General features: G+C 45.7%; 13 protein-coding genes. 1 reads left to right on the top strand and 12 read right to left on the bottom strand.

Annotated features, from left to right (window positions below; translation table 11 throughout):
- Nucleotides 1-19 precede the first annotated feature (19 nt).
- Nucleotides 20-922 carry a lipoyl synthase gene (gene lipA / locus AC5ELV_RS14410; RefSeq protein WP_493430737.1) on the bottom strand — a complete coding sequence of 301 codons (903 nt, stop codon included), beginning with the start codon at nucleotides 920-922 and terminating at the stop codon, nucleotides 20-22.
- 246 nt (nucleotides 923-1,168) lie between these two features.
- On the opposite strand from lipA, the gene AC5ELV_RS14405 reads away from it, so the two are divergent.
- Nucleotides 1,169-2,275: a M23 family metallopeptidase gene (locus AC5ELV_RS14405; protein ID WP_493430736.1), complete on the top strand. Its 1,107-nt coding sequence runs from the start codon at nucleotides 1,169-1,171 to the stop codon at nucleotides 2,273-2,275.
- 46 nt (nucleotides 2,276-2,321) lie between these two features.
- Here the strand turns inward: AC5ELV_RS14405 and yunB are convergent, their stop codons facing one another.
- From yunB to AC5ELV_RS14350, 11 genes are all read right to left on the bottom strand, one after another.
- Entirely contained in the window at nucleotides 2,322-3,131 is an 810-nt protein-coding gene (gene yunB / locus AC5ELV_RS14400; protein ID WP_493430735.1) for a sporulation protein YunB, read from the bottom strand.
- A 126-nt stretch (nucleotides 3,132-3,257) separates the two neighbouring features.
- Nucleotides 3,258-4,190, bottom strand: a complete 933-nt coding sequence (locus AC5ELV_RS14395; protein ID WP_069080784.1) for an aldo/keto reductase — start codon at nucleotides 4,188-4,190, stop codon at nucleotides 3,258-3,260.
- An 89-nt stretch (nucleotides 4,191-4,279) separates the two neighbouring features.
- Complete coding sequence (locus AC5ELV_RS14390) at nucleotides 4,280-4,969, bottom strand: DNA alkylation repair protein (protein WP_307353174.1); 690 nt, start codon at nucleotides 4,967-4,969, stop codon at nucleotides 4,280-4,282.
- A 19-nt stretch (nucleotides 4,970-4,988) separates the two neighbouring features.
- Nucleotides 4,989-5,606, bottom strand: a complete 618-nt coding sequence (locus AC5ELV_RS14385) for a DNA-3-methyladenine glycosylase family protein (RefSeq protein ID WP_493430734.1) — start codon at nucleotides 5,604-5,606, stop codon at nucleotides 4,989-4,991.
- Nucleotides 5,607-5,669: 63 nt separating this feature from the next.
- On the bottom strand, nucleotides 5,670-6,485 hold the full coding sequence (locus AC5ELV_RS14380) for an SPL family radical SAM protein (RefSeq protein ID WP_493430733.1): 816 nt from the start codon (nucleotides 6,483-6,485) through the stop codon (nucleotides 5,670-5,672).
- Complete coding sequence (locus AC5ELV_RS14375; RefSeq protein ID WP_493430732.1) at nucleotides 6,475-7,017, bottom strand: methylated-DNA--[protein]-cysteine S-methyltransferase; 543 nt, start codon at nucleotides 7,015-7,017, stop codon at nucleotides 6,475-6,477. The genes AC5ELV_RS14380 and AC5ELV_RS14375 overlap by 11 nt, the downstream gene beginning before the upstream one ends.
- The gene (locus AC5ELV_RS14370) at nucleotides 6,998-7,603 is read right to left on the bottom strand and encodes a bifunctional transcriptional activator/DNA repair enzyme AdaA (protein ID WP_493430731.1); all 606 of its coding nucleotides are present in this window, start codon (nucleotides 7,601-7,603) and stop codon (nucleotides 6,998-7,000) included. Before AC5ELV_RS14370 ends, AC5ELV_RS14375 begins: the two co-directional genes overlap by 20 nt.
- A 183-nt stretch (nucleotides 7,604-7,786) precedes the next feature.
- Nucleotides 7,787-9,277: an alanine/glycine:cation symporter family protein gene (locus tag AC5ELV_RS14365; RefSeq protein WP_493430730.1), complete on the bottom strand. Its 1,491-nt coding sequence runs from the start codon at nucleotides 9,275-9,277 to the stop codon at nucleotides 7,787-7,789.
- Nucleotides 9,278-9,494: 217 nt separating this feature from the next.
- Nucleotides 9,495-11,384 carry a beta-glucoside-specific PTS transporter subunit IIABC gene (locus tag AC5ELV_RS14360; RefSeq protein WP_493430729.1) on the bottom strand — a complete coding sequence of 630 codons (1,890 nt, stop codon included), beginning with the start codon at nucleotides 11,382-11,384 and terminating at the stop codon, nucleotides 9,495-9,497.
- Between the two features lie 250 nt (nucleotides 11,385-11,634).
- Nucleotides 11,635-12,465 carry a BglG family transcription antiterminator LicT gene (gene licT, locus AC5ELV_RS14355; protein WP_025723626.1) on the bottom strand — a complete coding sequence of 277 codons (831 nt, stop codon included), beginning with the start codon at nucleotides 12,463-12,465 and terminating at the stop codon, nucleotides 11,635-11,637.
- A 275-nt stretch (nucleotides 12,466-12,740) separates the two neighbouring features.
- The gene (locus AC5ELV_RS14350) at nucleotides 12,741-14,180 is read right to left on the bottom strand and encodes a 6-phospho-beta-glucosidase (RefSeq protein ID WP_493430728.1); all 1,440 of its coding nucleotides are present in this window, start codon (nucleotides 14,178-14,180) and stop codon (nucleotides 12,741-12,743) included.
- Nucleotides 14,181-14,507: the final 327 nt, after the last annotated feature.

Genomic DNA, 14,507 nt, shown 5'->3' with positions numbered 1-14,507 from the left:
TCTGACCGCCTTTCCCGGATCAAGCCTGCGAAAGGGCGCCTTCTTCCTTATGCTGAGCGGCTGACTTCACCTGCTCATGCGCTTGGTAGGAGCTGCGGACCAACGGTCCAGATTCAACGTGGCTGAATCCCCGCTGTAATCCCTCTTCCTTTAACTTCGCAAAATCTTCCGGTGGATAATATTTTTGCACATATAAATGTTTCTCGGACGGCTGCAAATATTGACCAATTGTCAGAATGTCACAATCGACTTTACGCAGATCATCCATGGCTTGTAAGATCTCGTCCCACTCTTCCCCGACACCTAGCATGATGCTTGATTTCGTTGGAATAGCCGGATTTAATTGCTTCGCACGTTGAAGCAGCTCCAGAGACCGACGGTATTTCGCTTTAGCCCGAACCTTGTCGGACATGCGCTCCACCGTTTCAATATTATGATTTAGAATATCTGGTTTGGCATCCATGACGATTCGCAGCGATTCAATATCGCCCATAAAATCGGGAATCAATACTTCTACACTGCACAAAGGTAACCGGCCGCGAATCGCACGAACCGTTTCTGCAAATATAGTAGCGCCCCCATCTTTTAAATCGTCGCGAGCCACACTGGTTACGACACAGTGCTTCAAATTCATGTTCCCCGCCGCTTCCGCGACGCGTTCAGGCTCCTGCAAGTCCAGTTCCGTAGGCATTCCCGTATTTACTGCGCAAAAACGACACGCACGCGTACAAATATCACCCAAAATCATAAATGTAGCTGTCCTATTGGCCCAGCATTCATATATATTAGGGCATCGTGCCTCCTCACATACGGTATGTAATGTCTTGGAACGCATCATGCTCTTGATTTCCTGATAGTTATCGCCTGTCGTAAGTTTAATACGAATCCAGTCGGGCTTAGCTTCCTTTACTTTTCTAGACAATGGCATAGACCTTCTTTCTGATAAGCTTAAGCTGTCATTGCCATACATTATAACATGAAAGCCATGGAAAAACCTCCATTCATTGTTCCCTTTTTGATATGACATTGATGCCGGAAAAAGTAAACTCTTTACATGGATAAAAGCGGCGGTTATGACTCAATCTAAACAAAAGCGCCCTATTACGCTATTGAATACGGGCCTAGAATTTACCGGGCGATTAAGCCCTTCTATAGGAGGTCGGTTCACGTGCCTTACCCTGCGCGGACAGCCCGAGCTGTTCGTTTATTATCGCTGCTGTTATGTGCTACTACACTGACATCGGCCTGTCCGCTTCCTGCCCATGCCTTTGCCAATCACTTACAGTCCTCATCCGCCGGAAGCAGCCTGACCGCAAATACAGATGCTTCACATGCTCAGTCTTCATTGTATATTTCCAGGCTTGCTTTATATCGTTCCATCGAAGCCCTGACAGGAGTCCCTTGGTACAGGCTGGCCGCCATCGACCAGTATGAACGCACACTTACAGTGGCCCATCCCAGGGATCGCAAGCATGCGGAACGAATCATAGGTATTTTCATCACGGGACCCGTCTGGTCCGGCCTGATGAACCCTGATTCGGAGGATCAAAATCCACGTTCCATTGAACTATTTTCCGGGCTGGGACAAGACGGTTCGGGTGATGGAATTGCTGACCGCAATAATGACAAGGATCTGCTGTTCAGCATCGCATCTTATCTCGGAAAGTATGGAAACAACGAGGATGAATTTGGTATTGCCGTCTGGGAATATTACCATAATAGTCGCGCAGTTCAAAGAGTTCAGCAGTTTGCCAAGCTGTATCGGACGTATGGCAAGCTGGATCTGGTCAGTCAAGCTTTCCCCCTTCCTTTAGGCAGCATTTATAGCTACCGCAGCACATGGGGAAGCCGTCGCAGCTGGGGCGGCTACCGTATACATGAAGGAACTGATCTGTTTGCTGGCTACGGAGTTCCAGTTCGCAGTACCTGCTACGGTGTAGTTGAAATGAAGGGCTGGAATCCCTTTGGAGGATGGCGCATCGGAATCCGAGATCTCAACAACCGCTATCACTACTATGCGCACCTTTCCGGCTTTGACAAAACCGTCCACAATGGAGACGTCGTTACACCTGGCCAGACGGTTGGCTGGGTCGGAAGCTCGGGCTATGGAAAACCCGGTACCCAAGGCAAGTTTCCACCGCATCTGCACTATGGTATATATCGGGACAATGGCTGGGCAGATTGGTCCTTTGACCCGTATCCGTTATTAAGACAGTGGGAGCAGTCCGAACGCAAAGCGCTCAAAAAAGGAAAGACAAAAGGGACCTCCTCATAGGGTCCCTTTTATTTTTCCTGAGCAGCTCACGTCACTCCACTCTGCTCTATGGCGTTGGGGGCTGACTAGAGGAGTTTGGGTTTTCCTGTACCTCTGGAACACTTACTATGCTGGAATCTATAGCGCCGTTACTCTCTATGGAATGAGGAGGCAACGCCAACTGCGGAGCAGCTGCACCATTTTTACCTACTGGTTTCCCCTGATTGTCATAGTAGTACATCGGAACGTTGCCCACCACCAGCAAATAAGAAACGGGGATTTCCGTCTCCACAATCTGAGGTTGCATCTCAAACGGTATAACCACAGACACTTCCGTCGTAATCCTAATATACACTTCAACCAAGATCATGTTTATGCCCGCATCCTGTTGCCGCGTATTTAAATCCACCTTGATCGCTCCATGCGGCTCTACCTTTAGGGGAACCGTTGGTCCATAAGCTGCCAACAGCGGACTGCCCAAAGCCTGACCAATCGGAACACTCTCATCAAAATGGCTCATGCTGTCCATCGTTGCCTTGACTGCTTTGAGCGTGTCTGACGTAATTCTCATATGCTCTGCATAATTCAGAACAAAGCCGGAGGTTCTTCCTTGTGCATCCGTTCTCCATTCGATCAGATTATCAGCCGTCTTCCCCTGCTCTACCTGTGCTGTAATTGCTGAATTAATTGCCTCCGTCGCCATTTGTTTGACCCGCACTTTTGCCAGATGCATCATGGGCGGCTTCAAATGCTGCTCCACATAAGCAGCCACCTGGATGATTCCTACCAGCAGCGCCAGTATCACAATCAAAAATACTCTACGTCTGCCGCGTCGCCTTCTGTTGGGCGCGCTGTGCCATTGCGGTCTTCTCATCATCCGATCCCCCTGCAGCGTTGAACTTACCCTACAAGGATATGCAAGAGAGGGACGAAAAAGAAGCCGCCCGTCCGGCAGCTTCTCAAGATGGAATACATATACAATTGCAAATTTCAGGTGCACTTATTATTTGAAAATGTGGTCAATCTTTTCGATATCAGCCTGACTCAATTGGACATTTAGCGTCTTCAGATTCGCCAGCACCTGCTCCGGCCCCTTCGCCCCTGGAATGAGGGCATCAATCGAATCGCGGGTCAAATACCATGCGAGCACAACATGAGCAACCTCTGCATTCAACGCATTGGCAATCTCCCGTACCTGCTCCACTTTGTCCAAATTACGAGCAAATGCATCTCCCTGAAACAGTGGATTTTTCGCTCTGATGTCTGTGAAGGTCATGTCTTTCGTATACTTACCACCTAACAATCCTGAAGCTAACGGGAAATAAGGCACAAACGAAATGCCATTTTCCTTGGTATACGGCAGCAGATCCTTCTCAGCTTCCCGTTGAAACAAATTATATTGGGATTGGAGCACATCTACATAACCGTCGCTATTCGCATCCTTAAGTTGTTCAATGGAGAAGTTAGATACGCCAATAGCCTTGATTTTGCCTTCGTCCTTGAGCTTCTTCAGTTCTCCGACTGCTTCTGCCTTCGGCGTTGCTTCGTCCGGGAAATGGATATAAAACAGATCGATATAATCGGTCTGCAATCTTTTCAGGCTGGATTCGACAGATTCACGTAAAAAAGCAGGCGAGTTGTCAAAAACGACCTCTCCGTTCACAAATTTGTGTGCACCCTTCGTGGCAATAACAGCTTTATCACGCTGACCACGCTCTTTCAATACCTCACCAATCAACCGTTCCGAGTGCTCAGGTCCATAAATAAAAGCCGTATCCAGAAAATTGATGCCGTTGTCCAAAGCTGTGCGAACGACTTCTTTGCCCGTTTCATTGTTCAAATCGGAAAAGAGATTATGTCCTCCCACCTTATTTGCACCCAAACCAATTGGTTTTACATATAAATCTGTTTTACCAAGACGCACTTGCTCTGCCAATTCACGTCATCTCCTTTTCGAAAGTTACTTCCATTTTATTATTAGATTCCAAAAAAAGCAAAGTGCGTACCTGGCTGCTGAACCCGATCCTATTTTCTTTTTCGCTTCATACCGCGAATGGTCGTTTTCGTTGCCTGATCCACCCGATATGATTCCGTGATCTTTTGCAGTGCTTTGTTGAAGGTAAAATCATCTAATGTATTATGACTTAAATACGCCATGGTTACCTCAGGCAGCTTGATATAACAGATCGATATCGCCCATGCTACCGCCATTTGTACATAATAATCCTCACGATGGGTCTGATCTAGCAGAGCAAACACCCGGTTCATATACTGTTCCTCAATATAAAAATTCAGAAGCATAACTACACCAAACCGAATTTCATATTCTTTCTTGGAGAGCAAGTAGGGTTGAATAAACTCCCACACCCGTTCTTTATGATGTTTGGTGATTTTCAATCCGGCACAGAAACTATCACATACGGACCAATTATCAATTTTAGGAACAAACTTGGCGGTATAACTCAAAACTTCCTCTATATCCGTTTTTACAGAACCAATCACCATGCCTTGCAGCATGACTTCTTCGAAGTGCTCACTTTCAGCGGTCTCCAGATAGAGACGCCAATCCCCTTTGGCGATATTTTGAGCTAGCTTACGCAGCACTGGCAGACGTACACCCAGCACATTATTAATCGTCGGAAGCAATGCAGCCGTGAATTTCTGAAAATCCGCATCCACATATGACAGTATTTGTTCTCTGATTGTTTTCTCCATCGTTTCCACTCCCTGATTTTTAACGAAATGAAATACTCCACAAATAAATGGAGGCCACCGAACCATAAGGCGAGTAGACTCGGCGGTACTCCTCGAATTGCTGCTTGGTCAATGTATCCAGATGGTACAACTTCATCATGCCCCGTCGAATAGCCATATCACCCCAACTGACGACATCTGGACGCTCCATGCAATTAATCAGCATCATCTCAGCCGTCCAAGGTCCTATTCCTTGCAGCGAGGACAATTTCTGGATCACCTGTGTATCGGAAAGCTCATATAATTCCTGTAAATCCAACTGACCCTGCTCGATCGTTTGGGCTATATTGAGGATGCATGTGGCCTTTTTCATGGTGATGCCACAGCTTTGAATATCTAGAGCCGTCTGAACGGCTATATTTTGTGGAGTGATCACGCCTAACTTCTCCTGCATCCTTGCCCATATGGTCTGAACCGCCTTGGCCGATATAAGCTGTCCCACAATCGCATGAAGGAGCGCCGCAAACAGGTCGGGAATGATCACACGTTCTACCTTGCCCATTTGCGTCATCGCTGCACCAAGTACGGTGTCTACGTTTTTTAGATAATTGATTTCCTTTTCCCCATAGTCAAAGTTTTTGGTCATTACAGTTTGCATTCGTTCTCCCGCTGCCCCCTTATATGGTTCACTCTTGATTCAATGGCATAGACTTCTGTTCCATCAAGGTTCGAATCCTTCTTTGCTCACGTAGAGCTGTTCTTTCGGGAAAACATGGAGAAAACGTTCATAAACCGCCTTATAGGCAGCAGGATGATACCATTCTTCCAGCCCCAGTGACTCGTACAGCGCACCAATTTTTAAGCTGCGCGTTCGTCTCCCCCCACTGCCATCTCCCATAAAATAATCATCAATACAGACACGGTTGACCAGAGGCAAAAGCTTGTTTGCAAATTGTTCACTGCTTGGAAGCATCGGAGCAATCGTAGCTTGCGTCGGTACACCTGCCTCCTTTAAGAGATGCAGCGTTTGGAGACGAGCCTGAATGGGAGGAGCTTCCGGAGTAAAATGTTTGCGGATGTCCTCGCGGTCTGTTTCTACAGTCATACTCACACGAACACGATCCCCCAATCGGAGCAGTAAATCGGTATCCCGTCGTACCAGTGGACTGCGCGTCTGTAAAAAGAGAAAATCCGGCGGATCTTCCACCATCACTTCCAGCAGAGATCGGGTCACCTCTTCCTTGTACTCGGCAGGCTGATAAGGATCTGTGCTTGACGACATGAAAATCGTGACTTTACCTTTGGATTTGGCTCTGCGAAGCTCCTTGCGAAGAATATCTGCCGCCTGGTTTTTTATATCAACCCATGTCCCCCACGCTTCCTTCCGAAATGTGGAGACTGGCAATTGGCGTACATAGCAATACGAGCAACCAAAGGTACATCCTGTATACGGGTTCAACGAATGTGTATACCCCGACAAAAAGCCAGTCCCTTTATTCAAAAGAGTCTTGGGGGATTTGTAATACTCATTTTTCATACTGAACCGAAGCCACACGTTCCTTTTCGAGCTGCAAAAGCTTCACCTTCATGTCCAAACCACCACGATACCCGGTCATAGCTCCATTTTTACCGATGACCCGATGACAAGGGACCGTGACCAAAATCGGATTAGCACCGATGGCAGCCCCCACCGCACGAACAGAGGCTGGCTTTTGAATAGCATTGGCAATGTCTGAATAGGATAGAGTTTCCCCATACGGAATATCACACAACGCATTCCAAACCGCCATCTGGAACGCAGTCCCATGAAAATCAAAGGGCAATGTAAATTGGGTGCGTCTCCCTTGGAGATATTCAATCAACTCCTTGGCATAGGGCTGTAAAGCAGCATCCTCTTCAACTAAAGGACTGCCGGGAAATCGTCTTCCCGCCCATGAAAACAATTCCTCTACAGGATGATTGGGCGAACCCACATAACATAATCCTTCCGAAGTAGCTGCAATATATAAATTCCAATCCTCATGTGTCAACAATGACCAATAGATCGTTTTATTTATTTGATGTGCCATGTTGTGTACCTCCATTTTGTGTTGCTTTCGATTTGAGCTGGCGATATTGCAATGGGGTGTAGCCTGTATTCTTTTTAAATAACGTAATAAAGTAAGGCGCATTGGACAGACCTACGTTCTCCCCCACTTCCGCAACAGATATATCTGAGCAAATGAGCAGCTTCTTCGCTTGGTCCAACCTGGTCTGCTGTATATATTCCATCGGGGTTAGATGCATGATCCGCTTGAAAGTACGATGTAAATGATACGGACTTCCATGACTTATCTCAGCTAGGGTGTGCAATGTTAAGTCCTTCATATAGTTAGAATTCACGTATTCTGTAACCAGTGCGATCCATTCATGATCAGGCAAACGTTGTCCTGTCGGTTTACACCTTTTGCATGGACGAAAATGCTCGGCCAACGCCTGCTCTGCTGTTTTAAATATACAGATGTTCTCTCTTTTGGGAGGTCTGGATTTGCAGGAGGGGCGACAAAATATTCCCGTTGTCTTCACAGCGTACAAAAATACCCCGTCATAAGACTTGTCATTTTCTACAATAGCTCTCCACTTGTCGTCTGCTATGGATAAATCGGATATTCTCATTCAAATCACCTCTCTGATGCAAATGTGGCCTCCCACATATCTATGGTAGGATTATTCAAAATCCTTCTGTCTAAATTATAGACTAAATAGTGAACATATGTACCCTTCTTGGAATGTAAAGGCAAGATAACGAAAAAAGATGACTCCCTGCGGAGCCACCTTTGATCTTACTTATCTATCTTATTAGGCCTGAAGCTTGCTCGGTTTGGCAGTGATCGTCAACTCATCTGAAGGAGGCTGATATTCCTTTGACCAATACTCGGCATTTGAAATACCTGCCTTCTTCGGGTCAAATACCGGGTCCAGCCCTTGCCTCCGCTGCTGTTCGTAATCCTTAAGCACAAGAAGAGCAGGTTTGGCGAGCAGAATCATAGCAATCAGATTCACCCAAAGCATAATGCCGACCCCCATATCCCCCAGTGTCCACGCCAGGGCCGATTCCTTGACAACCGTTCCATAGAACGTTGAACCCAGAATAACCAGCTTTAGGACGAACATGGGCCATTTGGCTTTACGATCGGCAACCAGATAGGCCATATTCGTTTCTGCGATGTAATAATACGCGATAATGGTCGTAAAAGCGAAAAAGAACAAGGTAATGGACAGCAGACTCGACCCAAAACCCGGAAATACTGATTCAATAGCAGCCTGTGTATATTGAGTCCCCTCTTCAACACCCGGTAGATGCTGTACAATAAAATTGCCACCCGGTCCCTTTACGTTGTACATACCTGTGAATAAGACCATAAAAGCCGTAGACGTACAGACTAAAAAGGTATCCACATACACGGAAAATGCCTGGACTAGCCCCTGTTTTGCGGGATGAGACACTTCCGCGGCGGCTGCCGGATGCGCACCTGAGCCTTGTCCGGCTTCGTTGGAGTAAATACCCCGTTTTACGCCCCAGGCAATCGCTGTCCCTGCTATACCGCCAAACACAGAATCCACGCCAAAGGCGCTGCGAAAAATCAGCGAAAATACATCAGGAAGCGCAGTAATATTCGTCATCATAATATAAAAAGAGACAAGGATGTAGCCAAGTGCCATAAACGGTATGACAATCTGAGCCACATTGGCAATCCTTTTTACACCCCCAAAAATGATAAGGGCCAGCAACACGACTACTAGTATCCCTGAAACCTTCATATCCATGCCAAACGAGCTATGAAAAGCTACGGCAATGGAGTTCGATTGAGTTCCCGGCATCAGTAAACACATCGCGACCAACGCAGCAACGGCAAAAATGACGGCAAACCATTTAAAGCCTGTCCCTTTTTCAATATAAAAGGCTGGGCCACCTCGGTACTGACCATCGCGCTTTACCTTATATACCTGAGCCAATGTGGATTCAACAAACGCAGTAGCCGATCCGATAAAAGCCATGACCCACATCCAAAATATCGCCCCGGGTCCACCCATACCGACTGCCAATGCAATCCCCGCAATATTTCCAGTCCCTACACGCCCTGATAACGCCATCGTAAAGGCCTGAAAAGAGGATACACCTGCCTCTGAACTTTTCCCTTTAAATACTAGACGGATCATCTCTTTGAAATGCCTGATTTGTAGGAATCGAGTCATGATCGAAAATAATAGTCCCACGCCCAAACAGACATATACTACGGGATTGCTCCAAATGACACCGTTTACTGCCTCTGCCCACTGCTCTAACATTCCTTGTATTTCCCCCTGATCAATCAATTGATTTCTAGTCTATGTTTTCAGAAAATTTGCATAATTACAAAAAATTATAGATTAGTTTTTACTCCCATACAAGTTAAATTAATTGACATATTGTTAATTACAAGTGGGCTTACCAGCTACATAAAATGACGACAAAAAAGCTCTGATGATCCGGGATGTGGACCATCAGAGCTTTATCCTTAAGACATCAGGCGATGCCTTCTTTCTCATTTGAAGCACTAGACAATTTCAACAGTGGGGCCTGTTCCGTTACCTGTCCTTGAGCGATTGGAACGATTTCGACATATTGGGAAGAGTTTGTAATGATAACTGGCGTAATCGTAGGATAACCCTCTGCCCTGATTTGCTCAACATCAAACTCAAGCAGTAGATCCCCAGCTTTTACCTCGTCACCTTCTTTGATATGAGAAGTAAAATGTTTACCGTCAAGCTTGACTGTATCTACTCCAACATGAATCAAAACTTCTGCGCCATGGGGTGAAACAACCGCAAGCGCATGCTTTTTCTTGAACGCCACAGTAATGGTTCCATCGAATGGGGCTACGACTCTGCCCGTTGTCGGTTGGATGGCAATACCTTTGCCCATAGCCTCTGAAGCAAATGCAGGATCTGGAACTTCAGTTAGAGCTACCACAGTTCCTTCAATCGGGCTAAGTACCTCTTCATTGGAAACATCCGTTGGTGAGGTTGATTCTTTAGCCGAATTGTCGGTGGTTTCTTCCGCTTCGACCGGGTCCTCAAACCCTAGAATATAGGTCAAAATGGCCGAAACCAGAAACGATACCGTAATCCCTAAAATCAATCCCGGGAAGCCTTGTCCGCCAGGACCGTAAAAGATTGGCAAGGTCAGCAATCCAGGTGCGCCGGAGGCGAATGCCTGCGTTCCTGCTTGACCGATAATCGCACCACCGATAGCACCGCCGATAACACCGGCAATAAATGGACGTTTCAGCGGCAGCGTAACCCCATAGACGGCTGGCTCCGTAATGCCAAACAAAGCAGTAAGCGTAGCGGAACCCGCCAGAGTTTTCAGCTTTTTATTTTTGGTTTTCAACATAACACCGAACGCAGCGCCGGTTTGAGCGAAGATGGAAGCCGCAGCGGAAGGCTTGATTCCGTCTCTGCCATTAACAGCAATGTTATTAATGAATACAGGTACGAGGCCCCAATGTACACCGAAGATAACGAGCAGCTGCCAGCAAGCACCGAGGATTGCCCCAGCCAGCAGCGGACTAAAGCTGAACGCAGCAACGAGTCCAGCAGCAATCCCGTTACCTACGTACACCCCGACTGGTCCGAAGACCATTAAAGTCAGAGGAAGCATAATTACAAGTAGAATCAAAGGTGTAATAAAGTTTTTGACGCTCTCATGGATCACTCGATTGCACCATTTTTCCAGCTTACTCATGACGATGATGGCTAAAATGATCGGAATAACGGTAGATGAATAACTCATCATTACAATAGGAATACCGAAAAAGTCCGTAGGTGTAGCTTCCGTTTTTAGCGTGACAATAGTCGGGTAAAGCAACCCTCCGGCAATGGTCAGGGCAACGAAGATATTACCACCGAATTTCCGTGCTGTTGTAACCGCTAACAAGAGCGGCAGGAAATAAAACAAGCTGTCGGCCGCAGCATACAAAATCATATAGGTAGTGTCTTTCGGTAGCAACCAGCCGAGGTTGCTCGCAATCAGCAGCAGACCTTTCAAAATACCGGACCCCGCCATAACTCCGAGCAAAGGTGCAAAAATGCTGGAAATTACGTCAATTACGGCACCAAATCCTTTGTTGCCTTTAGCTGAATGATCTTCTTTTCCAGTTTCATTCAAAATATTGGATACTTTGCCGATGGCATTATATACCTCTGGTACTTTGTTGCCGACTACAACCTGGAACTGACCACCGCTCTGCTTTACCGTTATAATTCCGTCGGTTTTTTCCAACTTTCCCTTGTCTGCTTTTGCCTCATCTTTTAGCACAAAACGCAGGCGTGTGGCGCAGTGAACGAGCGATACTACATTTTTTTCGCCACCTACCAGGTGTACAATTTCCTTAGCCAGTTTTTCATTACTCATGATGGACACCTCCATGTTCTAAGGGGCTTTTTACATATTTAGGCACACAAAAAACCTAAGCCTTGAAAAATGGTGGGCACTTTATTCCCGCAATTTTTCATGACTTAGGTTTTGCCTGCATAACCAGTAACAATCCCAGTTAAAACTTATTAAATTCCTGTTACTATCATAATATAATTAATCTACCATATTTGTCAACAAAAACTTTTAATCATATATACTTGATCTTTTTTCGCCGAAAAAGTTCGACTTATCTATTCACCACTCGTTCGATATGCACGGTCAGATACAGCTTCTCTTCATTCGTCAATTCGTGGTTGTATTCTTTTTGCACAAAAGCACCAATTTTTTCTGTGCAGGCAGCTGCTTCCTTGTGCTTTTCCTTAATCATGTCATACAAATGATCATAGTTATTTTCATAGTGATTTCCCTTAAATACACGCTGGGCGAAAAATTTCAGATGCGTAATAAAGCGGAAATAGCTCAGAGAGTCCTCGTCAAAATCAACCTTAAAGTGATATTTTGCAATATTGATAATTTGCTGGATAAACTTCGTGATACTCATGGTCGTAATGACTTCCTCGTTCATTTCAGCATTTACGATGTGAATCGCAATATAAGCCGCTTCGTCTACAGGCAGTTCAATACCGAGCCTTTGTTTGATTTGCTCCAACGTTTTCAGACCCATCGCGAATTCTTCTTTATACAGCTGCTTGACTTCCCACAATAACGCGTTTTTGATTTCCAATCCTTCCCGGTATCTTTCAACAGCGAAATTGATATGATCGGTCAGTGAAACATAAATATTTTCGTTCAGCTTTCTGTTCAGATTATGCTTGGCGTCATTAATGACTTCCTCCACAATCACGATCAAATCAAGCGGTACCTCACGCAACAGCATTTTAAAGTTATCGGATGTCTGCTTGTTTTTCAGAGCAAATACCTTCTGAATTCTGGTTTCGTCTACCTTGTCTCCAGGCTTTTTCTTAAAAGCAATCCCCCGACCCATCACCACGAGTTCGGTACCGTCCGTCTGGTAGACGCTGATTACATTGTTGTTAATGACCTTTGCTATGTTCATCTCGATCCCCCGTTCCATATGCCAGCAAGAGCCACACATGCTCCATCCTCTTTATTGTAAACAGAAAAAAACCGAAGCACGCCAAATAAACAAGACTGTAACATCCGTTATTCGTGGCTTAGGTTTTGCCTGCTACGCAGTAACAATCCTAAAAATGATGGAATTGCGTCAAGTATAGCCCGAAGAGGAACGATTGTCAACGCTTTCAATAAAGAAACGAAGATCGGAAATCCCCGTGGGCCCGGGACGTCCGATCCTATTTACTTGTGGTACGATTATTCACCCAGATTTTCGCCGTCGGAATGAATTACGTTTTTGTACCAGTGGAAGCTTTTCTTTTTAATACGTTTCAACGAACCGTTGCCTTCATTGTCGCGGTCCACATAAATATAACCGTAGCGTTTTTTCATTTCTCCTGAGGAGGCGCTGACAATGTCAATAGGTCCCCAACTTGTGTAACCGATAATTTCGACTCCGTCTTGAAGAGCCTCACCCATTTCGGCAATATGCCGCTTGAGATAGTCGATCCGGTAATCGTCGTTAACTTCTCCTTCAGGCGAAACCACATCATTTGCACCAAAACCGTTTTCCACTACGAACAGTGGCTTTTGGTAACGGTCATGCAATTGGTTGGCTGTGATGCGGAATCCTTTTGGATCGATCGTCCAGCCCCATTCGGACTTGTCCAGATATGGATTGGCTACGGAGCCAAATACATTACCACTGGTCATGTTCTTGACGATTTCCGGGTCTGTGCTGGTCGTCCGGCTCGAATAATAGCTGAATCCGATATAGTCAACGGTATGATCTTTCAGAATGGCTGCGTCGCCTGATTCCATCTCAATATTTAATCCATGATCCTTGAAGAAGCGCTTCGCATAACCAGGATATTCGCCGCGTGACTGTACATCAATGAAGAAGTAGGACTCGCGGTCTTTTTCCATGCCCTGATACACATCTTCGGGATTACACGTATACGGATAGAAGCTGCCGGCAGCAAGCATACAGCCAATCTTGGCATCCGGGATAATCTCGTGACACGCTTTTACAGCCAGCGCGCTTGCAACAAGCTGATGATGTGCAGCCTGGTACTGAATTTGTTTAACGTTTTCACCTTCTTGAAAAACAAGACCGGCGCCAAGAAACGGCAAGTGGAGAAGCATGTTAATCTCGTTGAATGTCATCCAGTATTTCACTTTATCCTTATAGCGGGTGAATACTGTTTTGGCATAGGTTTCAAACAGACCTACCAGCTTCCGGCTCCGCCAGCTCCCATATTTCTCGACCAGATCCACCGGCACGTCAAAATGAGCGAGAGTAACGACTGGCTGAATGCCATGTTTATGCAACTCGTCGAACAAATCATCGTAGAATTGCAAACCTGCTTCATTTGGAATAGCGTCTTCTCCTGTTGGAAAAATACGAGCCCATGCAATGGAAACACGCAGCGCCTTAAAGCCCATTTCTGCAAATAGCGCGATATCCTCGCGATAGTGATGATAGAAATCAATGGCTTCGTGGGAAGGATAGAATTCGCTTTCAAGTGGAGTCAGCGAAGGAACATTCCCCTTCATTATGCTTCTTCTCTTCTCTCCGGTAGGCAGCAGATCCACCAGACTCAATCCTTTACCGTCTTCCAAATAAGCGCCCTCGGCCTGATTAGCAGCAAGAGCACCGCCCCATAAAAAGTCTTTAGGAAAAATATAACTGGACATAAACATTCTCCTTCCAAATGTGTGATAAAAGGAGTACCAGAGGGTGTCAGATAATAAAAAAACCCAAACCAGCCTGTATACACTTACAGTGTAAACAAGCCAATTCAGGTTATGCCCTATCGGTAACATCCCATGAAAAGGTTATACGTATTTGATTGAAACTCTAACAAAGATTTGGGAACCTGTCAAATTCATTTGATATAATAACAAATAGCTCCTATGGATTATATCATCAATTGAGACTAAACCATGCCTAGAATACAAGAGCATTACTTCATTCGCCTATTGGGTAATAAATAGAACTATGAAAGAAACCCCAGATAAACG

This window comes from Paenibacillus sp. NMA1017, from assembly GCF_058895805.1.
This window is presented reverse-complemented; position numbering and strand designations above follow the sequence as displayed.